At 49.1% G+C, this 20,591-nt stretch carries 18 protein-coding genes; 8 read left to right on the plus strand and 10 right to left on the minus strand.

The annotated features are described in order from the left end of the window. Positions 1-81: 81 nt before the first annotated feature. Positions 82-2,130: an NADPH-dependent 2,4-dienoyl-CoA reductase gene (locus AAC007_RS11945; protein WP_339677112.1), complete on the minus strand. Its 2,049-nt coding sequence runs from the start codon at positions 2,128-2,130 to the stop codon at positions 82-84. A 341-nt stretch (positions 2,131-2,471) separates the two neighbouring features. Here AAC007_RS11945 and gdhA point away from each other — a divergent pair, with 341 nt between their 5' ends. Next, positions 2,472-3,827, plus strand: coding sequence for an NADP-specific glutamate dehydrogenase (gene gdhA, locus AAC007_RS11950; RefSeq protein ID WP_339677114.1), 1,356 nt, complete (start codon positions 2,472-2,474; stop codon positions 3,825-3,827). A 117-nt stretch (positions 3,828-3,944) separates the two neighbouring features. Here gdhA and AAC007_RS11955 read toward each other — a convergent pair whose 3' ends face one another. From AAC007_RS11955 to dauA, 4 genes are all read right to left on the minus strand, one after another. After that, positions 3,945-4,934, minus strand: a complete 990-nt coding sequence (locus AAC007_RS11955) for a hypothetical protein (RefSeq protein ID WP_339677117.1) — start codon at positions 4,932-4,934, stop codon at positions 3,945-3,947. A 261-nt stretch (positions 4,935-5,195) separates the two neighbouring features. Continuing rightward, entirely contained in the window at positions 5,196-5,537 is a 342-nt protein-coding gene (locus AAC007_RS11960) for a zinc ribbon domain-containing protein YjdM (RefSeq protein ID WP_339677119.1), read from the minus strand. Positions 5,538-5,554: 17 nt separating this feature from the next. Further along, complete coding sequence (locus tag AAC007_RS11965; protein WP_339677122.1) at positions 5,555-5,785, minus strand: hypothetical protein; 231 nt, start codon at positions 5,783-5,785, stop codon at positions 5,555-5,557. Further along, positions 5,782-7,515, minus strand: a complete 1,734-nt coding sequence (gene dauA / locus AAC007_RS11970; RefSeq protein WP_339677125.1) for a C4-dicarboxylic acid transporter DauA — start codon at positions 7,513-7,515, stop codon at positions 5,782-5,784. The genes AAC007_RS11965 and dauA overlap by 4 nt, the downstream gene beginning before the upstream one ends. Positions 7,516-7,844: 329 nt before the next feature. Here dauA and AAC007_RS11975 point away from each other — a divergent pair, with 329 nt between their 5' ends. Continuing rightward, a complete protein-coding gene (locus tag AAC007_RS11975; protein ID WP_339677128.1) occupies positions 7,845-7,970 on the plus strand; it encodes a hypothetical protein in 126 nt (41 codons plus the stop codon). A 5-nt stretch (positions 7,971-7,975) separates the two neighbouring features. Here the strand turns inward: AAC007_RS11975 and AAC007_RS11980 are convergent, their stop codons facing one another. The 3 genes from AAC007_RS11980 to AAC007_RS11990 form a co-directional block, all read right to left on the minus strand. Then, positions 7,976-8,179 carry a hypothetical protein gene (locus AAC007_RS11980; RefSeq protein ID WP_339677131.1) on the minus strand — a complete coding sequence of 68 codons (204 nt, stop codon included), beginning with the start codon at positions 8,177-8,179 and terminating at the stop codon, positions 7,976-7,978. Between the two features lie 240 nt (positions 8,180-8,419). Further along, on the minus strand, positions 8,420-9,289 hold the full coding sequence (locus tag AAC007_RS11985) for an HDOD domain-containing protein (RefSeq protein WP_339677133.1): 870 nt from the start codon (positions 9,287-9,289) through the stop codon (positions 8,420-8,422). 126 nt (positions 9,290-9,415) lie between these two features. After that, positions 9,416-11,011, minus strand: a complete 1,596-nt coding sequence (locus tag AAC007_RS11990) for an ABC-F family ATPase (RefSeq protein WP_339677136.1) — start codon at positions 11,009-11,011, stop codon at positions 9,416-9,418. A gap of 346 nt (positions 11,012-11,357) precedes the next feature. On the opposite strand from AAC007_RS11990, the gene AAC007_RS11995 reads away from it, so the two are divergent. After that, complete coding sequence (locus tag AAC007_RS11995) at positions 11,358-12,149, plus strand: DUF1295 domain-containing protein (protein ID WP_339677139.1); 792 nt, start codon at positions 11,358-11,360, stop codon at positions 12,147-12,149. Continuing rightward, a complete protein-coding gene (locus AAC007_RS12000) occupies positions 12,139-12,534 on the plus strand; it encodes a hypothetical protein (RefSeq protein WP_339677142.1) in 396 nt (131 codons plus the stop codon). The genes AAC007_RS11995 and AAC007_RS12000 overlap by 11 nt, the downstream gene beginning before the upstream one ends. A gap of 120 nt (positions 12,535-12,654) precedes the next feature. Here AAC007_RS12000 and AAC007_RS12005 read toward each other — a convergent pair whose 3' ends face one another. Beyond that, entirely contained in the window at positions 12,655-13,770 is a 1,116-nt protein-coding gene (locus AAC007_RS12005; RefSeq protein ID WP_295877812.1) for a DUF5938 domain-containing protein, read from the minus strand. A 167-nt stretch (positions 13,771-13,937) separates the two neighbouring features. Between AAC007_RS12005 and AAC007_RS12010 the strand changes: the two genes are divergently transcribed. Beyond that, positions 13,938-14,954 carry an AraC family transcriptional regulator gene (locus AAC007_RS12010; protein ID WP_295877811.1) on the plus strand — a complete coding sequence of 339 codons (1,017 nt, stop codon included), beginning with the start codon at positions 13,938-13,940 and terminating at the stop codon, positions 14,952-14,954. Here AAC007_RS12010 and AAC007_RS12015 read toward each other — a convergent pair. Next, positions 14,882-15,967, minus strand: a complete 1,086-nt coding sequence (locus AAC007_RS12015; RefSeq protein WP_339677149.1) for an AraC family transcriptional regulator — start codon at positions 15,965-15,967, stop codon at positions 14,882-14,884. The genes AAC007_RS12010 and AAC007_RS12015 overlap by 73 nt on opposite strands. A 148-nt stretch (positions 15,968-16,115) precedes the next feature. Between AAC007_RS12015 and AAC007_RS12020 the strand changes: the two genes are divergently transcribed. Genes AAC007_RS12020 through AAC007_RS12030 form a run of 3 tightly spaced genes read left to right on the plus strand, consistent with a single transcriptional unit; the run spans position 16,116 to position 20,313 of the window. Next, a complete protein-coding gene (locus AAC007_RS12020) occupies positions 16,116-17,447 on the plus strand; it encodes an acyl-CoA dehydrogenase family protein (RefSeq protein WP_295877809.1) in 1,332 nt (443 codons plus the stop codon). A 12-nt stretch (positions 17,448-17,459) separates the two neighbouring features. Next, positions 17,460-18,695 (plus strand): thiolase family protein, encoded by a 1,236-nt coding sequence (locus tag AAC007_RS12025; protein WP_295877808.1) that lies wholly within the window; start codon positions 17,460-17,462, stop codon positions 18,693-18,695. Between the two features lie 13 nt (positions 18,696-18,708). Then, entirely contained in the window at positions 18,709-20,313 is a 1,605-nt protein-coding gene (locus AAC007_RS12030) for an AMP-binding protein (protein ID WP_295877807.1), read from the plus strand. Positions 20,314-20,591: the final 278 nt, after the last annotated feature.

Genomic DNA, 20,591 nt, shown 5'->3' on the forward strand with positions numbered 1-20,591 from the left:
AGCCACTTAGTTAATCGCTAAGTGGCTTTTTTTCTATAGTTAGAAAATGTATGGCCTTACATTTCCTCGCGTTTACAGGCTTTAAAAGCTCGCCGCCAGTTCTGCACCTTCGCGTATTGCGCGTTTGGCATCTAGTTCCGAGGCGATATTTGCGCCACCGATGAGGTGGTAGCGCGGGCTGGCTTTTGCGTCTTGTTCAGACGCCGAATTGTAAAGCTCGCGAAGTGGTTCCTGTCCTGCGCAGATTACAATGTGGTCTACCTCTAATAGGCGCTGTTTGCCGTCTTGGCTGATATGCAGGCCTTGGTCGTCTATACGGTCGTAGCTGCAGCCAGCCAGCATGTTAACGCCTTTGTTTTTGAGTGTGGCGCGGTGTACCCAGCCAGAGGTTTTGCCTAGATCTTTACCCAGTGCGGTGGTTTTGCGCTGAAGCAGGAATATCTCCCGCTGTGAGGGTTCGGGATTGCCAGCTACTAGCCCGCCGCGTTCTGCGCTGTGTTGATCAATACCCCACTCGGCAGACCAGCTGGCGATGCTTTGTGGGAGTTCGGCGCTGTGATCGTGGGCGAGGTACTCCGCTACGTCAAAGCCGATACCGCCGGCGCCGATAAGGGCGACGCGCTTGCCGATGGTGACATTACCTTTTAATACATCGATGTAGGAAACCACCTTGGGGTGGTCGATACCTGGAATACTCAGCGCGCGTGGGCTCACGCCTGTCGCAATAACAATGTCATCGTAAGCGCCGTTGATGAGTTCAGGTTTCGCTACGCGGTGATTAAGCGTGAGTTTCACTCCGGAGCGCTCAATTTGTGTACCGAAGTAGCGCAGTGTTTCATCGAACTCTTCTTTGCCGGGGATCGTCTTGGCTAAATTGAATTGACCGCCGATCTTGTCTGCTTGATCAAACAAATGCACGTCGTGGCCGCAGTCTGCTGCCGCGGTGGCGCAGGATAGCCCTGCAGGGCCGGCGCCGATGACGGCAATTTTCTTGGCCTTGGCTGTGGGCTTAAAGACCAGTTCAGTTTCGTGGCAGGCGCGGGGGTTGACCAGGCAACTGGCGCGCTTTAATTGAAAGGTGTGGTCCAAGCAGGCTTGGTTGCAGGCGATACACGTATTTATTTGCTCGCTGCGATTGCTGGCAGCTTTATTCACCCATTCTGCATCGGCCAGCATCGGTCTGGCCATCGATACCATATCGGCTTGGCCGCTAGCCAAAATGTGCTCGGCAATATTCGGCATATTAATACGGTTAGACGCGATAACGGGAATGTTGACCGCCTGCTTTACGGCGGCGGTGGCTTCGCTGAATGCGGCGCGGGGCACCGAGGTGACAATGGTGGGTACACGCGCTTCATGCCAGCCAATACCGGTGTTTATTAGGGTGGCGCCGGCGGCTTCAATCTCTCGGGCGAGGTCTATTATCTCTTCTCTAGTGCAACCGTCGGGCACTAAATCAAGCATTGATAAACGGAAAATAATAATAAAATTAGCGCCAACTTTTTTGCGGGCGGCACTGACGATTTCCACGGCAAAGCGGCGTCGATTTTCGGGGCTGCCACCATAGCGGTCTTTTCGCTTGTTAGTGGCCGGCGCCAAAAATTGATTAATTAAATAGCCTTCGCTGCCCATTATTTCGACGCCGTCATAACCGGCTTTTTGGGCCAGCAGCGCGGTATGGGCAAAGTCGTTCACTGTGCTGGCCACGCCGCGGGTACTTAAGGCGCGCGCTTTAAATGGATTGATCGGCGCTTTGCTCGTTGAAGCAGTTTTAGAGAAGGGATGATAGGAATAGCGACCGGCATGAAGAATTTGCAGGCAGATTTTGCCTCCTGCGTCGTGTACCGCCTTGGTGACTTTACGATGATTGCGGATATCTAGGCGGGAGTTAAAGGTACTGGCGCCGGGGTAAAGCCAGCCACTTCGGTTGGGGCTGTAACCGCCGGTAATCATAAGGCCAACGCCGCCCTTGGCGCGTTCCGCGAAGTACGCGGCAAGTTTGGGGAATTGCCAAAAGCGATCTTCTAGACCGGTGTGCATCGAGCCCATGACGACCCGATTTTTAAGGCGGGTAAAACCCAGATCGAGGGGCGTGAAGAGGTGAGGGTAATGCTGATTTTCTGTGCTCATGGCATGGCTCGCAATATCTAGGCGAGGCCAAGATATCCCCTGAAGTTTACAGTGTCAATATTTGAGCTAAGTCACAGTTTGTCGTCGCGACACAATGATTGATATGGCCCCATCTCGCTCTGTCGCTGACGTAAATCGAGTGTAATTAACTTGCATCGGATGGATGCATTTACCACGTATCTTAATCGTTATTTTAGTGCTGTGGACTCATTAGATTCTCAGTTTTACGGTGAGCCGAGAGTGAATTTATTTTGCATCGAAAGACTCGATAACGAGTGTTGCTGGTCGTGTGCTATATCTGATATCTGCTAAGATCTAGTCCTATTTATGAGGATGGCCGCATGTCAGTGACTCAGTACGTTGATTTAGAACAATTTATGGACGGTGTTGTCCGTCGGAACCCAGGCGAAACCGAGTTTCATCAGGCTGTCTACGAAGTTGCAGTTGATATCTTCGATTATATACGTGATAAGCCTATTTACCACGAGGCACAAATTTTGCGCCGTATCACTGAGCCAGATCGTGTAGTTTCTTTTCGTGTGTGCTGGGAAGACGACGCGGGCAATGTCAGGGTGCAGCGGGGCTATCGAGTACAAAATAATAATTCCATCGGCCCCTACAAGGGCGGTCTGCGGTTCCACAAAAGTGTCAATCAAAATATTTTGAAGTTTCTCGCTTTCGAGCAAACCTTTAAGAATAGTTTAACCGGCTTGCCAATGGGCGGCGGAAAGGGAGGGGCTGATTTTAACCCTAAAGGAAAGTCTGATCGCGAGATCATGCGTTTTTGTCAGTCGTTTATGACCGAGCTATATCGGCATGTGGGTGAAGACACGGATATTCCCGCAGGTGACATTGGTGTGGGCGCCCGCGAGATCGGCTATATGTTCGGCCAGTACAAGCGCATAACTAATCGCTACGTTGGTGTGCTAACGGGTAAGGGCTTGGAATGGGGTGGCAGCTTGGTTCGCAAAGAATCTACTGGCTACGGTGTGGTGTATTTTTTAGATCATATGTTTAAACAAGATAAAGCCACCATTGACGGTAAAGTTATTGCGATCTCGGGGGCGGGCAATGTGGCGACGCATGCCGCAGAGAAGGCCATTCAACTTGGCGCCAAGGTTGTCACCATGTCTGATTCCACCGGTTTTATTCACGATCCCGATGGACTTAATCATGAAAAGATTCAGTGGATAGTTGATCAAAAAAGTCAGGGGCGTGGAAGTTTAGCAAGTTACGCGGAGGTATATTCTGGTGCTCGCTTTCATGCCGGTGAAAGGCCGTGGTCCGTATCTTGTGATGTTGCCATGCCCTGCGCAACGCAAAATGAACTGAACGAGAAAGAGGCTAAAGTTCTGCTGAAAAATGGCGTGAAGGCTGTCGTTGAAGGCGCGAATATGCCTTGCAGCAATGATGCTATTGCGGTGCTGCGGAATGCGCGAATTTTATTTGGGCCGGCCAAGGCCGCTAATGCGGGCGGTGTCGCCGTATCCGGTTTGGAAATGAGCCAAAACAGTACGCGAATTAGCTTGAAAGAAGAGGAACTGCAGGGGATGCTGCGCGAGATTATGGGAAATATCCATAAGAATTGTTTGGAGTTTGCCGTGCAGGACGATGGCTATGTTGACTATGCCAAGGGCGCTAATATAGCGGGCTTTAAGAAAGTCGCCAATGCAATGTTGGCGTTTGGAATATTGTGAAAATAAAAAGGCCGCCAGAGCAATTTCCTAACGGCATTTGTTGATGTGCGATATCTCAAAAAAGGGCCAGTGAGCAACGCGCTCGCTGACCCTTTTAAAGGTGACACTGCGAAAATATTATCGCGCTGCGGCTAAGGCACCGAGTACGCGTTTATTAGCTTCAGTCAGTGCTGCGCTTGCTTTGACCTTATACTCGCCTGGATTGGCGACAACACTGATTTCTTTAGTGCTTGAAGTGCCGCCACTGACAGCGCCCAACACCGATGAAAACACGTTGGCGGCCTTTTGCATGCCACTGGTCGAGTCTTCGCTTGTACCGTAGCCGCCAGGAATAACGACCGGCGCCTTAATGTGTACGGCACCGTTGGGGTGGCTGAAGGTACTGTTAACGCCCCGCATAAAGTCTATGCCCGAGCCAGGAGTAACGTGAACACCTTGGCCAACGCTGACTTCTGCAGAATACTCCGCGCCTTTAATATTTGAGTAGGAATTGGATTTGTAGTCAGTTTCACTGCCAAAGTAGACGAAATGTACCGTGTAATTAACATTGAGAATAGGTGTGCTCAATTGGTTGGCCACGTCATAGGCTTCGTATGGCGTGCCGCCACCAATAGCTCTGCCCATTAGGGTGCGTCCGCTTGGTGCAAACGTTGCGTCTTCACGGCTGCCGCCGGTGATCATTTTAAAAGACGAGGTGTTTTTTATAGGGCTGGCTTCTTGTTTAATTTTTTGCCATGTGGTGTTGCCGGTTAGCGCGCTTTCGTCGGCAATGGTGTAGCCATTACTTTTTAGGCCAGCGATGAAATTTTGGTAAGCAGCGTCAGTGACGGCTTGCATAACGTCATCCGGAACACCGGTTAAAGTCGCTTTCATACTGCTGCTAGCATAGCCAGTGTCACTGCTAAACATTCCGCTCTTGGCGGTGGCAGAGGTTTTGTCGAAGGTGATAAAGGTGACGCGGAAGTCGCCTATTAGCACTTTGTTTTGTCCTGCGAAAACTGCTGCATTCGTTAGAGCGATGGGCTCAACGGCTTTTGGGCTGCCGCCTACACCGGCGCAGGCAGTTATCAGCGTGAGGATCACGGCTGAGAATATTATCTTTTTCATGAGCTTACTCGTAAATTACCTAGGATGAAGGTAATCATAGAGTGGTGGTGTACGCCTCAATACCCCCTAAATCGGGGGTATTTGTAGTAGTCGTGACTATATTTCCGGATAGAGGCTGAATTCTATGGGGTTGGCCCTGATCGGTATTAGCGCATTTTCCCTTGTCGCATTCAGTTTGACATCTGATGTTAAGGGAGATGTTCCACATTTGCTCACTTTCAAATTTCTGTTTGATAGCGCACCGTATCCATCCCAGGTCAATTACTGACTTTTCTTAACGAACTCAGACTTTAGCATCATTGGGCCGATACCTTTGATGTTGCAATCAATGTTGTGATCACCCTCAACTAGACGACCAATTTTCACTTTGGTACCGATTTTGGCGGTGTTTGATGTACCCTTAATTTTAAGGTCTTTAATGAGTGTTACATAGTCGCCGTCGGCTAAAATATTACCGTTAGCATCTTTGATAATAAGTTCGTTTCCCGTCGTCACTTCTTCATTAGGATTCCACTCAAAACCGCATTCGGGACAAGATAATAGGGATTGGACTTCGTATACGTAGCTCGATTCGCATTTTGGGCACGGCGGTAGGTCGCTCATTGTTTGTCTCCTAAAACTTATAAAAAAACGGTGAAATCACTTAATCCAAGCGATTTAATTAAGGGGATTAAGGTATTTAAATCTTCTGTGACGATTGGTGTATCGTCATTATCGGCAAATACAAAGGATTTACTTTGATGGTCGAAAAGCATCACAAACCATTGCGCTAGATTACCGGGTCTGATTCTGACCTGTGCTTCTTTCCAGGCACCTGTTTTTCCCAATGCAATCGCATTATCTAGCCTCATAATAGTGCTCCTTCTTTTAAGGCGTCTTCAATTGCATCGTCCAGGGTGGCAAAAGATACGCTTAGCGCTACCGAGTTCTCTTCTCGTGCTTTGGCTAGGATTTTCAAAGGTTGAAATTGCCAGCTTGAAAACCGAATCGATATGTTATTTTTTTCGCAGTGGGAAATTAATTTCTTTATGGCGGCGAGTCCGCCGGCGTCTAGGTAAGCGCTATATTGTAGATGAATAATAAGACCATTTATCCCCGTTGTTTGTGTAGAGAGTTCTCCGACGATGCGATCCGCGGCAGCAAAAAATAAGGGGCCGCGAATTTTTAGAATCTTAATATCCTTTGGTGGTGTTGTGTGAACAAAATTGGGGTTGTTGGTAATGTCGACTACATCGGTAAGGGCTGCAATTTCTTTCATAAATAACAGTGACGCCAATACGATACCTGTGCTGATGGCGATTACCATATCGAAAAAAACAGTCAGTGATAGGCAGGTCAAAAATACCAGTACATCGCTGGTCGGTGATGTGCGCACGAGTTTTACAGATTTTGCTGCTTCGCTCATGTTCCAAGCCACTACCATAAGCAGTGCGGCCATGGCTGGCATAGGGATATATGCCAAGACTCGAGCGAGGAGTAATAGGCTGATTAATATAACGACAGAGTGAACGATGGCTGCAATAGGTGATACCGCCCCGGCCTTGAAATTAGTTGCCGAGCGCGCAATAGCTGCGGTTGCTGTTACGCCGCCAAAGAAGGGCGCGATAAGATTACCTAAACCTTGCGCGAGTAATTCGCTGTTGGCGCTGTGTCGCTTACCTGACATGCCGTCGAGTACGACTGCGCATAGCAAAGATTCGATGGCGCCAAGCATGGCAATGGCAAAGGCCACCGGTAACAGGTCTGAAATTAAGTTCAGGGAAAGCGCTAGTGCGTGTCCGTCAGCACCGGGTCTATTCCATGGCCAGTCAAAGGTGGGTAGGTAAGGAGGTATGCCGGGGGCTTGTTCGCCGCTGGGGAGTAAGTAATGAAAGCGGGAGCCAACGGTGTCCAGTTCAATACCTTGCCAACTTAATACAATGCCTAATAGGCAGGCTAGTGCTAGCGCGGGTAAGTGCGCTGGAATGCGGCTGCCAAGTCGCGGCCACGCTATCATGATGGCAAGCGTGAACAGCCCGGTTGCAAAGCTGACTAAATCGATTTGTTGGAAATGACTGGCGATGGCGATGAGTTTGTCGATGAAATGTTCGGGCATGTTATTGATTGTCATGCCGGTAAAATCGGTGATCTGTAATACGGCAATGACAATGGCGATGCCGCCGGTAAATCCCAGGGTGACCGATTCGGGTATGTACTCGATAAAACGGCCGAGTCGCGCGTAGGCCATGGCCACCAAAATACTGCCAGCCATAATTGATGCTAGCAATATACCTGCTAAGCCATATTCTGCTGCTAGCGGATGCAAGATAACCACGAAGGCGGCGGTGGGCCCAGAAATACTGAAACGACTCCCGCCGGTCAGCGCGATGATGGCGCCGGCGATCAGTGCCGTGTACAAACCATATTGTGGTGCGACACCGCTGGCTATGGCCAGTGCCATTGCTAGTGGTATCGCGATAATGCCAACCGTTATCCCGGCTATAACGTCTTTGCCTAGATCGCCACGGGAATAGCCGTCGGCAAATGCCTCACGAAGTGCGTGCCCTACTCGGAGTGACAAAAGATGTGCTCTATAAGGCAAGCCGAATTTTCCTTCAGTGTAAGTGAGTCTATTTTTGCACTCAGTTCGGCCTTATGGAGTAGGAACCTCATCGAGCACGCAACGGGTTATGGCTGTGGGCGCAGACGATATGCGCTACTCAGTATGATAATAGCATTATAATGATATTATCATTTATTGGCCGTGGAAGTCACATTCATATTAACGCGCGTAAAAGGACGATGCGCGACGTCTCTGCTGCGCTTCCGGTGGTTTCGTCAGTATTCGGGCAGGGCTGATCTCAGCGCGGTTCTTTACTCTTCCGGTGTTAAAAAGGAGGTGTGTGCAGCGTTTGCGGCTTATGAGGGTGTGTGGCAAACAGGGCTGTGGTCGCGGCGCAGGCCGCTCGCTATTATTGTGGTTATCTACAGGGTGGCGATAGGACGCTGATGGCGGTGTGGATAACGGTTGTGCACCGTCTGCTCGGTGTTCGATAAGGGCGCTAGTTTTTAGGTTTTGGGCCTTTTGGGCCTTTTGGGACCGCTGGGCTGGTGCTGTAACTGACACCGTGATCAGCTAAATAACCACGAATGAGTTGGCGCACTACCTGTGATGGGGTGAGATCTTGAGTGGCACAAAGCTCCTCAAGCGCCGTTTTTTTTGCCGGATCAATCAATACCGTCAATCGAGCAGTTTTTGATTCCAAAACACCCTCCATTATCATTAAATTATAACTTGATGTTAATAGTAAGTTATCGCGTTGCAATGATCCATAGATATACCCGACTTTGACGAAGTGCGTTTATGTCATCTGGTTTGATTCAAGACTGGGTCATGTTGCAAGCACTATTAGGTTTGCATTCGGTCAACTTTTTGATGGCGAGAGCGCCCTAATTCATTGTGACTTTAGTGTGTAAGTTGGCATGTGAATATGTTTCGAGTGTCATTACAGCAGTGCACTGCGCAGCTCGCTAATTTCTTGTTTCGCTTCGGATAGGAAGGCCAAGCCTTGTTCCGGCCCCATTTCTTGCAGATGTAATTTTTTGAAAGCGGGCAGTCGCGACAGTTGTGGCAACTTGCCGTGACTGCGTTCGTCAAGATAGGTGTGGTAGCGGGCAATCAGTATTAAATCTGCTAAATCCGCAGTTGGATTTTTATCCCGCATCCAGTTTTCTCGATTTAAGCCGACAAGAATCAGTTCTTCGTCAAAGTGCCAATTGTGCAAAATCAGGCCGCTGATCTTGCCGGTAAATTCGTTAAGTAATTCTTTTATTGCGCTTGGCTCAGAGGTCAGGCTTGGAAAGTCCTTTAAATTGGCGAGTAAAGGTAGCGCGCCTATATCTTGAATTAGCCCGGCGAGCAATGCGCGGTCGGGGTCGAAGCCGCAGTGCCTGGCCATAACATGGGCGAGGGAGGCGGTGTACACACTGCGTCGCCAAATATCACGCATGCTGGATTTAACGGCGGTGTCTTGGATTAAAAACAGTGCTTTCAGGGCGTAGCTTGCGGTTAGGTCGCGCGCCGCATTGAGGCCCAGTCGGCGAATGGCCGCGGTAAGGTTGCGTGCGGGGTTGCCGCGGCTGTAGTGCACGCTGTGACTGATTTTTAGTAAGTAGGCGCTAAGGCCAGGGTCTTGCTGAATAAGCTTGGCGAGGTCGTTAATATCTAATTCGGGTTGCGTGATTGCCACGCGCACGTCAATCGCGATGTCCGGAAGGCTTGGCAGCTCCAGTGTGCCGGCGCGCAGGGAGTCCGTCACGAGCTTTAAAAGCTGTGCCTTCGGCGTTGGTTCAGTGGATTGTGGAGCTGCGGCCATTACCAAGTCTATTTACTGAGAGCGACTGAGTACTGTCGTGTTTCAGTGCTTATTACACAATAGGGAATTGCCGTAGCGAAGCTCGGCCGATACAAGTGTACCGGCCGTCGAGGCTGCGTTAGACGCTTATTTGCTCAGCGCGTCTTGATGAGACAGGAATTCGTCGTAATTTCCTTGGAAATCATTGAGTTGCTGATCTTTAATCTCAACAATTCGGGTCGCTAACGACGACACAAATTCGCGGTCGTGGCTGGCGAAGATCAGCGTGCCTTCGTAGTGCTCTAGGGCTAAGTTGAGCGCTTCGATGGCTTCCATGTCCAAGTGGTTGGTCGGTTCGTCCATGATCAAGACGTTGGTGTCTTGCATCATTAATTTGCCGAACAATAGGCGGTTTTTCTCGCCGCCGGAACACACTTTAGCGCGCTTGTTAAAGTCGTCAGAGGAGAACAGCAGGCGGCCCAGGGTGGCGCGAACGATTTGGTCGTCGTGCTCGGGTTTGCGCCAGCGGCTCATCCAGTCGAATAGATTTAGGTCGTTGTCGAAGTCGTCGCTGCTGTCCTGCGGGCAGTAGCCGAGGGTGGCATTTTCCGCCCACTTCACTACACCTTCGTTGGCACTTAACTCCTTCATTAAGCAGCGCAAAAAGGTGGTTTTGCCCGCGCCGTTTTCGCCAAGTACAGCTAAACGTGTGCCCGCTTCCAGAATGAGGCTGCCATTTTTAAACAAGACTTCGTCAAAACCGTGACCGATATTTTCTAGGGTCAGGGCTTGGCGGTGAAGTTTTTTGTCTTGTTTAAAACGGATATAAGGTGACTGGCGGCTGGAGGCTTTAATTTCATCCAGCTGAATTTTGTCAATTTTCTTGGCCCGCGATGTTGCCTGTTTTGCTTTAGAGGCGTTGGCGGAGAAGCGACTCACGAAGGCTTGCAAATCTGCAATCTGGGCAGACTTCTTCGCGTTTTGCGACTGCATCCGCTCGCGGGCGGCGGTGGCGGCAGTCATGAAGTCATCGTAGTTGCCGGGGTAGACACGCAGCTCGCCGTAGTCGATGTCGGCCATGTGAGTACACACTTCGTTTAAGAAGTGGCGGTCATGCGAAATAATAACCATGGTGCTTTTGCGATCGTTGAGCACGCCTTCCAGCCAGCGGATGGTGTTGATGTCCAGGTTGTTGGTTGGCTCGTCGAGTAGCAAAATATCTGGATCAGAAAACAGTGCCTGGGCGAGCAGTACGCGTAGTTTCCAGCCTGGCGCCACTTCACTCATGGGGCCAAAGTGCAGGCCAAGCTCGATGCCGGCACCCAGCAAAATTTCACCAGCGCGGCTTTCGGCGCTGTAGCCGTCCATTTCCATGAACTGGGTTTCAAGATCGGCGACTTTCATGCCGTCTTCTTCAGACATTTCGGGTAGCGAGTAAATGCGATCACGCTCTTGCTTGATTTCCCACAGCTCGGTGTGACCCATGATGACGGTGTCGATAACCGAGTATTGCTCAAAGGCGAACTGGTCTTGGTGCAGCTTGCCAATACGCTCGTTGGGGTCGAGAGACACATTGCCGGAGCTGGGCTTTAAGCTGCCGTCCAGAATCTTCATGAAGGTGGATTTGCCGCAGCCGTTTGCGCCGATAAGGCCGTAGCGATTGCCACCGCCAAATTTAACGGAGATGTTTTCAAAAAGCGGCTTGGCACCAAACTGCATGGTGATGTTTGCGGCGGAAATCAATGTTGTATACCCAATGAGTGATGAAGTGGAAATTGCTAAAAGAGGACAATGTGCGGGGCGCGAATTATACGGGTTTATATACCGTGGGTCGAGGTGCCGCTGGTTTTTGGCGGGATATTCGACGAAAACGAGCTCAATTTCGAGCAAGTACAGTGATTTAGCGGTGATGAAGCGGCAACAGACCCTCGGCTCTCGTGCGAAAGTCACCCTTTGCCGACTTGCCCATGGTGTCTCGCCAAGCTATGTCGTTGATTAACAGTGAAGTCGTCGCGCGCCGCTATTCTAATTTTGACTGGTCGGCGTAGTTTAGAAGGCTTCTAATAAAACCATAATAAGCGAGGTAACTATGAATACGGTAACACGAGAGCCCGTTCCATTCTGGGCGCGGTTCTTTCTAGCTTTTGCAGATATCACCATCTTTAATGCCCCTGGGCGGCCGTTCATTAAAGTGGCGTGGGCGGTCGACCTTCATAAAATTTTCACCCTTTTTATTATTTACGCAATGATGAGTTACTACGGTAATTTCAGTGCTGGCGCTTGGGTGTTCTTAGCTTTACACGGTATCTATGGCTACTGTTGGCTGATCAAGGATTTGGGGTTTAGGGATCATCAGCTTGAGAATAAATTAAGCTTTCTAGGTTTTATCAATTTATATGTGTTGCTGATTGCCTGGTACTGGTTAATACCGTGGCTGTTTATTGCGCGGGCGATAGAGCCTAGCGGTTTGATGTTATTTATTGCCATTGCCATTCACACCCTGGGTGTCGTGACGATGGTTGCGGGCGACGGGCAGCGGCACTGGATTCTAAAATACCGCTCTGAACCCGGTTTGATTAAAGAGGGAATGTATCGCTACACCCGCAATCCTAATTATTTGGGAGAGTTAATGCTTTACGCAGCGTATGCTCTGCTGGCGAGCCACTGGATTGCGTGGGTCATTTATTCGTATATGGCGATTTACTTTTTGGCGCGAATGAAGGGCAAAGACAACGCGATTTCCCGTCACCCCGGCTGGCAGGAATATAAAGCGCAATCGGGTTTGGTCATTCCCTGGGCGCTTATAAACGGGCGGGCCCTTTTGGATAGAATCAACAAGAATAGTAAGAAAATCACGGGGACCCATATTCATGAAAAATAGCCGTGCTTGGCGGGGATTTTTTCAGTTCTCCGCAATTTTTAATTTTTCTGCCGCGTTTATGATGCTATTTGTACCAGAGTTTTTCTTTAGTATTTTGATGATGAGTGAGGCGCTTACTGCTGAGGCCATTCCCTGGCTTCATCAGTTTGGCGGTTTAGTACTGGTGTTTGGGATGGGCTATTGGCTTATATCTACCAACCCGATGCTGCATAAAGATATTGTCTGGATGGGCTGCGTAGGGAAGATCGTGGTCTTTACCATCGCGTGGATCGATATTGCATTTTTTGCTGCGCCAATCGGTTTTGGCATTTTGGTGATAGCGGATTTAATTTTTGCGATGTTCTTTGCAGCGTTCTTTGTAAAAAGAGGGGAAGCTAGGAAATAATTTTTCTATTAGTTTAGCCGTCTATTATATAATGATCCGACTTGTGAGATTCTATATCTGTTTGGGCCTCTAATCCAAACAGATATAGAATCTCACAAGCCCGATCAGTTTATCGCCGTGTTACAGCCAAGGATTGTTCATATATCCCAACTTGTGGAATTTCTCTATTAACTCGCGATGACCGAATGCGCCCGCCGCAGATTGGAAGCCAACCGCTTTAAGTTCACCGTTGAGGAGGCGCTCTGAAGCCTCTGTACATATTTCGCCGGTGAAGGTATAGGGTGCATTGAGTGACAGCGGGAATACGGTAGTGACCTGTCGGCCCTGACCAATACAGGTGATGACGGTGCGGTGAATGTCTGGGCTGTCTTTGGGTGGTTCTGCTGGCGTCATTTCATCGCCGAACTGGTTAGTCAGCTCTTCTTTTTGAGCTTGATTCATTCCCACTGATTCTTTGTTAAAGCGATGAATTAAGCCGACTACGCCTTCGATAATTTCGTCGCCAAAGGCGGTTAGAACTTTACAGTTTCTTACGCGTTCATCGTGCTCATACCAGACTGGTTCACAGCCGCCGCTCCAAGGTAGGGCCAGCGCGGGTTGCGACATATGAGGAACCGTAATGGTGAAGTGGCGGTCGCCCTGCCATTCAATCATTTCGTTGTTTTTGAGTAGATACTGGGGATTGTTCACCATGCGTAGAAAAGACTTTGTCGACGCTTGCGAGGGCAGTGCATCGTTAATTTGGTAGGTGAGATCCAGGCTGTCTACACCCTCTGTTTCAAGCGTCACTTCTGCGGCTAGTGCGCCGGCGCACCACATGTAGCTGTTTGCTGGACTAAGTAATAGATTTTTTTCTGCGAAGGCTTTGCCGTATTGATCGCGTACCGCGATAACAAAGTCTTGCTCGCCGGTGGTGTCTAGGTAGTGGCAATTTGCTTCGAGGCAGGTTTCAACAACCGGCCACGCTAATTGCATAAAAGGGCCGGCGACATTGATGACGACTTCGACTTTGTCGAACCACGGTAGCAGCTCCTCGCGGGAGTTGGCGGCTTGAACAATTGTCGCCGGTGCTTTGCGGCCCAGGCGCTCTTCAACGATGGCGAGTGAGGCCTCTAATTTGTCTTGGTTTCTACCAGCAAAATAGAAGGGCATGTCGCGTTGCGCCAGGCATTCGGCCACTAGTTTTCCGGTATAGCCGCTGGCACCGTATATGAGTATGCGTGGTGAGTTAGACATAAAATTACTCCGTTATTGTCATTATCAAAAATTATTATCAACCAGCGTGCAAAGAAAACTGGTGGTGATTTAAGGTATAGAAAGTGGCTAAATCTAAGAATGCGAATTACGGACAGGTTCTTGCGAAATTCGGACAGCGGTGCTAATTTAAAAATAAAAAGGTCGATATGAAGCCAAAGTATCATTCAGCAAAAACCATACTTTCTCCTCTGACACGTTTGCGAGAAGAGGGCATTTCCGTTGGCCAGGCCTTGACTGGAACAGGCCTTTCACTGTCGATATTAAGTAAGCCAGAGCAGCACGTTAACCTCAGCCAAGAGCTTATGTTTTTGCGTAATTTGCGCAAGGCGACAGGCAATCCGGCAATTGGTCTGAAGGTTGGCTCGTGCTATCCACTTAGTCTGTTTGGTATCTATGGCTATGCCTTGATGAGCGCGGCAACAGTGCGGGATGCCCTCAAACTAGCTTACGAGTTTGTCGAGCTGAGTTTTGCATTTTATGAACACAAAATGTCATTTCGCGGTGATCATATTGTGATGAGTATGAGCGCTGACGATTACAATGACGATGATGTCGCGATGCTGAATGAGCGCGAAATGATTGCCACGCTGATGATTTTGCGCGGTCTAATGGGAGAGGAATTTCGCTTGCATTCGGCAACGCTACGCAATGCGCCGCAGGCGTCTGCTGCCGAGTACGATAAATATTTTAATTGCCCCGTCACGTTTAACGCCGATGAAAATGCCTTAGTTTTTTCCGCTGATTTACTGCAGATTCCAATTCTGCAAAGCGATAGTGATACAGCGAGCTTGTGCATTGAGCGCTGTGAACGGTTAAAGGCAAGGTTGACAGAAGAGTATGATATTGAAGATGAGGTGCGGGAGTTAATACTGCTGCGACCGGGCTATTTTCCGACTATTGAAGAGTTAGCTGCCAAGCTAAATATGTCTGGCCGGACCTTGCGACGCAAGCTCACAGCGCAGGGAATTGGCTATCAAAAGATAATTGATGATTTACGTTTTCAACTGTCCCGGGAGTATTTGTCTACTACTAACATTAGTGTTGAGCAGATGTCGCTACTGTTGGGCTATAGTGATCCCGCGCATTTTTCTCACGCCTTTCGCCGCTGGGCTGGGGTGGCGCCATCAGCGTTCCGCTCGTCATTTGTCTCGGCCTCGCGATGACGGAGATCGCTGGGGTTTACGCCCGTCCAGCGCTTGTAGGCGTGACAAAAGCTGGATGAGTCTGAATAGCCAAGTCTTACTGCAATTTCCTCTATTGTAAATGTTGTGCTTTGCAGGTATTCGATCGCGAGATTTCTGCGCACATCTTCAAGGATATCTTTATAGCTCGTGCCTTCTGCGCTGAGTTTCCTCTGTACCGTACGCGCAGTCATATTTATGCGATCTGCAATCGTCTCTAGGGTAAAAATTTCCCGCGGTGAAGACAGGATGTGGTTGCGTACAACATCTGAGAATGTGCTGTTTCGCGCCAGCTGTAAGCAAATTTTGGCGCATTGATTGCTATAGATTCTCGCGGTTTCGGGCTCAGACTGCGCGAGTGGGTGATACAGTAGTTTACTGTCGAATGCGTAGTAATTTTCAGACGAATTAAAATGAATGGGGCATTTAAAATAGTCACTGTAGACGTGGGCATAAGTGGGCTTTGCTTGCTTTAAATGTACCTCAAAAACTGGGAGGTCTTGGCCCAGTGCTTCTTTAAAAATAGTGTGGGATGCAACCAGACCGCGATCGACCATATATTGGTAACTGCCACCTAGATCTCGCAATTTCTCTAGACTAACGTAGGCTTTATCTCCTCTAACTGTTGTATTCCACTGCATGTAGGTCCACGTCATTAGTATATTTTTATACAGCACCGCCATGCCAGATAGCAGGTTCTCGCTAGTCATTACCGCAAGGCCTAGTAGGCCGTAGGCAGACAAATGGTAGCGCCCACCTACCATTAAACCGAGTTCGGGGATGTTGATGCTTTCGATGACGGCGGTCGTAAAGTTTAGCTCTTGATGGGGTGTCAATTCGTATGTTGGATCTTCAAGTGCCTGAGGTGGAATACCCGACGCGTCAAGCATGGGGGCAGGATCTAACTTGTATTCCTTTAGTAAGGAGATCAAGGGGTTAAGCCCGTAGCTCAGATGTCGGGAGGGCGGGGTGCTTAATGACGACCTTAGCTCCATGACTGGAATCTCTTATTTTGATTATGAAGGCTGTCGTAAATTAACAACCATAATGTCCTCTGTAAACATCTAACTTCTCATTTTGCGCGGATAGTATGGTCACCTAATTATCGATTTCTCGAAAAACCATAAGAATAGAGGTGAAAAAATGACTAGTCAGTCTGCCCAAGAGCTAACACATCCAGAAAGTAGTGATCACAGAAATTTAGCTGCTCCCATTTATACTTGGGAAAGCACGCCAAAAGGCGCCTTGACTATGTCAGGTGCCGAGGCTGAGCTGCCTGAGCACATTGCTGAATTTCAGAAAACGCTGCGAAATTTTGCGCTGAATGTGATGCGTCCGATAGGCATAAAGCTAGATCGTATGACGCCGGAGCAAGTTATTGCGAAAGAGTCATTGTTTTGGGAATTTCGCAAAAAATATTTGGAGCTTGGTGTTACGGTTGAAGCACTAGGTGAAATGGAGCCGCAGGAAGCGGCCTTGCTGTTCTCTATTTTATTTGAAGAATTGGGCTATGGCGATGCAGGCCTGGCGATATCGGTCGGTGCGGGAATATTGCCTCAATGGTTGTGCGCGAAGTTTGGCCGCCAAGATTTACTTGATGAGTTTCCTGATGCGGTATTGGGTTGCTGGGGTATTACCGAGCCAGATCATGGCACGGATATGCTCGACCCGAGTCGTCAAATTGTTTATCCCGGTAGCTCCTACGGTCGCCCCAACTTAGTGGCCGATTTAACTGGTGACGACATTGTATTAAATGGTCAAAAGTCTGCGTGGGTTTCTAACGGGATTATTGCCGATGTGTGTATTTTGTATTGCGCGGCAGATTCGGGAAATGGGCCGTCAGCCACTGAAGGCTGCGCGCTGGTTTTTCCAATGGATTTACCCGGTATTAGCCGTGGCAAGCCATTAGATAAAATGGGGCAGCGGGCATTAAATCAGGGCGAAATATTTTTTGATAATGTGCGTATTCCACGCAAGTATTTGCTGGCCGGGCCAGAGGACTATCAGCGTGCCGTGTACTGTATTCACGCTGAAGCCAACGCCTTGATGGGGGCAACATTCACTGGTCTCGCGCAAGCGGCGGCTGATTTAGCGCTCGACTACGCCCACGAAAGAAAGGCGGGTGGCGTTCCGATTATTCAGCATCAATCTGTGCGCAGTCGTTTGTTTCATATGTTTAGAAAAGTAGAAATTTCACGTTCGGTTACCCGCCGTGGTTTGAATTTTAATAACGACCCTAAATTGGGCACGCCGTCGCTTTGCGCCGCGATGTTTTCTAAAACAACCGGCACTCAACACGCCTTTGAGGTCACTAGTGATGCCTTGCAAATCTTTGGTGGCAACGGCCTGAGCAAAGAGTATCCGCTAGAGAAAATGCTGCGCGACGCGCGTGCGTCTCTTATTGAAGATGGCTGTAATGAAGTCTTGGCCATCAAGGGCGGCAGCTACCTTATCGATAGTGAAAAACTTTCATAAGGAAGTAATACAGTGAAACAGAATGCTTATGTTGCCGGCGTCGGAATGACGCCGTTTGGCAACGCTATGGATAAAACCCTTAATGATTTGGCCTGTGCATCTATCAAGGATGCCCTGCAGGACGCCGGTATCCCCAAAGAGGAGTTGAACGCGGCCTATATGGGTAACGCTGCAGGTGGCGTTATTACCGGCCAGGTTTGTGTGCCTGGGCAGGTCGCCCTGCGCAGCATGGGGATTGGCAAAATACCGGTTATCAATATTGAAAACGCCTGTGCAACGTCTGCGACCGCTTTTCAGCAGGCTTGTACCATGGTGACTCTCGGGGTCTATGACGTGGTGTTGGTTTGCGGTTATGAAAAGCTTTATCACGAAGATAAAAACAAAACTTTTTCGGTTTTTACCGGCGCGATTGATGTCACCCAAACCGAGGCAATTACGCAGCGATTGCAAGCTCGTAATGACGCCATAGGCCAAGCGCTGGATATGAGTGGCGCGGGCAGTAGCCGTTCTATTTTTATTGATATATACGCGACGTGGGCGCGTGAGCATATGCATCAGTACGGCACGACCCGCGAGCAGTTGGCGGCGGTGTCAGCTAAAAACTCCGTGCACGGTAGCCTGAATCCAAAATCACAGTTTCAAAATGTTATCTCGATAGCGGATGTCCTCGCTGCTCGCGAAGTAGTTGCGCCACTCACCTTGCCGATGTGCGCTCCGATTGGTGATGGTGCGGCAGCGGTGATTGTTGTGAGCGAAAGTTATGCCAGGAAAATAGGCAAGGGACGCTGCATTAGGGTAAATGCCTCTAGTCTGCACAGCGGTTGGGATGCCGGTGAAAATGAACTGCCAATGGTGTCGGGCGCAGTTGCACAGCTTTATGAACAGGCAGGTTTGGGCGCTGAAGATCTTAACTGCGTGGAGCTTCACGATGCATCAGCGATTTCAGAAATAAAATATTACGAATACCTGGGTTTGTGCGCGAATGGGGCGGGCGGCGAATTTGTCGCTAGCGGAGCGTCATCCCTGGGTGGGCGCGTGCCGGTTAATACTTCCGGCGGATTGATGCGCAAGGGGCATCCTATCGGTGCCACTGGCGCGGCGCAAATTGTAGAGCTGGTCATGCAGCTTCGCGGCGAGGCCGGTGCGCGTCAGGTTGGTGGTGCCAGGGTTGCGCTTGCCGAGAATGGGGGCGGTTATATTGGTGCAGATGCAGCTGCCTTGGTACTTAGCATCTTGTCAAAAGAATAATAAGGGAAGGGATATGAAAGATCTCAGAATATTTTCGAATTTAATTGAAGATAAAAAAAATTCTAATCCAAACCTTGATGTGCTGACTTTCGTCAATGTGCTTCCCTGCGGCGATCTTGAGCATGAAACGAGAACGTATCGGGAGTTGTGGGAGCAGGGGCAGCGCGTTTTTGCCGGTTTGAAGAATGAAAACATGGCGCCGGGTGAAAGTTTTGCCATTGTTATGCAGAACCATCCGGAATTTGTAGATTGTATGGTGGGGAGCTCGCTCGCCGCGACCGTATTTGTTCCCATTGATCCGCGTACCAGCGGCGAGCGTCTGGAATACATGTTGAGTTGGGCTGATTGCCAGGGCGTTGTTTGCGCTGATTACTGCCTGAACAATGTATTGGCTGCCTGTAAAAAGTTACCGCAGATACGCTGGATCTGGGTTATGCACAGCGGCGAGTTAATGAAAATGCCTGGCAATGACCCGCGGTTGAAGAAATGGAGTGATATAGCGCACGCGGCGATAAATGAATCTGAGGGGCGTGTGCAGAGTGCAGATGAAACGATGCAAATGCTCTATACATCCGGTACCACCGGTGACCCAAAGGCTATTCGTGCACCCTACACTCGGTATGACACGGTGGCGTCAATAGGGCCAATGATAGGGCTCCGGGAAAATGACAGGCCTTATACAGGTTTGTCTTTTACCCATGCCAACGCCCAGTTAATTAGTTTGGGAAATATTTTAAAAATGGGTTTGCGTGGCGTTATCAGTCGCAAATTCACCAAGTCTAGATTGTGGGATATTTGCAGAGCTTATAGTTGCACCACGTTTAACTTGCTCGGCGGTATGACAACCGCAATTTACAGCGAACCGGTGCGGCCAAATGATGCCAATAATCCTGTGCGATTTATATTAAGCGCCGGCATGCCTGGTGCAATTTGGAAGGACTTCAGTAAGCGCTTTGATGTAGAGCTCTTTGAGTTTTATGGCGCTGCGGAGGGCGGCATGATGTTCAATCCGCCAGGTGTGGGACCTATTGGGAGTATTGGTAAGCCGCCTGCCAGTTTAACTGCCCGGATCATAGATGAGCAGGGTAATTCATGCGCACCGGGTGAGCGCGGTGAAATTGTTTTTGAAGCGGCGTCAGGCGAGCCCTTGGCTGTTGAATATTACAAAAACCCGGAGGCATCCAAAAAGAAGACGTCCGACGGCGTGCTGTATATGGGTGATATTGGGCATCAAGACGAAGATGGTTGGTATTACTTCGACAGTCGTAAAGGGGATGAAATTCGCCGCAACGGCGAGTTTGTTGATATCGCCAAAATAGAAAAAACCATTGCCGAATTTGATGATGTTGAAGATGTTTTTGTCTACGGCATTCCCTCTTTAAATGGTGCTCCGGGTGAGAAGGATGTGATTGCGGCAGTAGTGCCGGTAGAGGCCAGGTTATTCGATCCGGATGTGCTGGTGAAGCATTGTCGAGAGGTGCTGGGGCGCAACGATTTACCGAGTTATATACAGGTCATGTCGGAGATTCCCAAAACCGCATCTGAAAAGCCACAGTCACGTTTTTGCTACGAATTTTTTATGGAGCAAAAAAACCATGTCTATGACGTGGCTTCGTAAATAAAAAACAAAATAATAAATATTTTTGTGTCGTAAATTAACAGTGAAAGGGTCGGTAATGAGCATTACCGAAATGCAGGTTTAAAATTAGCATATGGTCATGATCTGATAAAAATATTTTGTACGTATATGAAATAAGAAGTGCATTGAATAAGCAACGAGGTCGTAACGCTAAATTTACAAACTTCTACATCGCGAAAGCAGGAAGTTTGTCGATGGATGAGATTCGGTTTCACTGCACAAAGATATCAAAACGAGATATAGGTTTGCGGTTATTG

The sequence above is a fragment of the uncultured Zhongshania sp. genome (assembly GCF_963975605.1).
GTDB lineage: Bacteria > Pseudomonadota > Gammaproteobacteria > Pseudomonadales > Spongiibacteraceae > Spongiibacter > Spongiibacter aquimaris.

Bases quoted from the DNA above. Each gene is read 5' to 3' on its own strand.
- AAC007_RS12030 (WP_295877807.1), top strand. From the start codon at position 18,709: ATGAAAGATCTCAGAATATTTTCGAATTTAATTGAAGATAAAAAAAAT.
- AAC007_RS11960 (WP_339677119.1), bottom strand. From the start codon at position 5,537: ATGAGCGACCTACCGCCGTGCCCAAAATGCGAATCGAGCTACGTATAC.
- AAC007_RS11965 (WP_339677122.1), bottom strand. From the start codon at position 5,785: ATGAGGCTAGATAATGCGATTGCATTGGGAAAAACAGGTGCCTGGAAA.
- AAC007_RS12015 (WP_339677149.1), bottom strand. From the start codon at position 15,967: ATGGAGCTAAGGTCGTCATTAAGCACCCCGCCCTCCCGACATCTGAGC.
- AAC007_RS12005 (WP_295877812.1), bottom strand. From the start codon at position 13,770: ATGTCTAACTCACCACGCATACTCATATACGGTGCCAGCGGCTATACC.
- AAC007_RS12000 (WP_339677142.1), top strand. From the start codon at position 12,139: ATGAAAAATAGCCGTGCTTGGCGGGGATTTTTTCAGTTCTCCGCAATT.
- AAC007_RS12010 (WP_295877811.1), top strand. From the start codon at position 13,938: ATGAAGCCAAAGTATCATTCAGCAAAAACCATACTTTCTCCTCTGACA.
- AAC007_RS11955 (WP_339677117.1), bottom strand. From the start codon at position 4,934: ATGAAAAAGATAATATTCTCAGCCGTGATCCTCACGCTGATAACTGCC.
- gdhA (WP_339677114.1), top strand. From the start codon at position 2,472: ATGTCAGTGACTCAGTACGTTGATTTAGAACAATTTATGGACGGTGTT.
- AAC007_RS11945 (WP_339677112.1), bottom strand. From the start codon at position 2,130: ATGAGCACAGAAAATCAGCATTACCCTCACCTCTTCACGCCCCTCGAT.
- AAC007_RS12020 (WP_295877809.1), top strand. From the start codon at position 16,116: ATGACTAGTCAGTCTGCCCAAGAGCTAACACATCCAGAAAGTAGTGAT.
- AAC007_RS11995 (WP_339677139.1), top strand. From the start codon at position 11,358: ATGAATACGGTAACACGAGAGCCCGTTCCATTCTGGGCGCGGTTCTTT.
- AAC007_RS11985 (WP_339677133.1), bottom strand. From the start codon at position 9,289: ATGGCCGCAGCTCCACAATCCACTGAACCAACGCCGAAGGCACAGCTT.